1 protein-coding gene is annotated in these 594 nt (G+C 55.1%); it reads right to left on the bottom strand.

Features of this window, described 5'->3' with window-relative positions:
- Positions 1-121 precede the first annotated feature (121 nt).
- Positions 122-594 (bottom strand): phage tail tip fiber protein (locus HMPREF2541_RS10885; RefSeq protein WP_141744243.1); only part of this gene is annotated, 473 nt, incomplete at its 5' end.

The raw sequence follows: 594 nt of genomic DNA, 5'->3' as shown, positions 1-594 counted from the left end.
GGTCGTTACCCAGAATAATGGTTCCTTCGACCACCAACGCCGAATCCAAGTTGGTATCCAGCACATTGCCGTCGTTGTCATACATCTGAATGCCGTATTCTTCGGCCATTCTGCTCTCCTATCAATCATCACCCCAATTGGTGAGCTTACCTACCCGCACCATGACATGGCCTTTCTCGTTACGCACAATCAGGCCGCGATAATCCACCTGAGTGCCCACCTTGCTGTTGGGGTCGGAACGCAGTTGCGCCCCGTGCTCCTTGGTCACGATGAAGCGGCCATCCGCCATATTCAGCGTACCACCCCGGATGTCCGGTGCTTCGATGGTCTGGTTGGCCTTGATGTGCCGCCCCAAAATCGAGCCATCGGCAATCAAATCCCCGTTGAAGTAGGTTTTGTCGCCGGTTACCGTGAACATCGGCAGCTTCTTGTTGTTCCACAGCACCAGCTTGTCGGCCTGAATCACTACCTCAGACTGCCCGCTAGTCCCGTCCGCCAGCAGCGAAATACCGCCCACCACCTTAGTTCCGGTACGGGTATCGGTGCTCACTTTTAGGGTGTAGGCCGCACTCAATTTGCCGTTTAAATCGGCAA

It is taken from the genome of Eikenella sp. HMSC061C02, from assembly GCF_001809035.1.
Lineage (GTDB): Bacteria > Pseudomonadota > Gammaproteobacteria > Burkholderiales > Neisseriaceae > Eikenella > Eikenella corrodens.
This window is presented reverse-complemented; position numbering and strand designations above follow the sequence as displayed.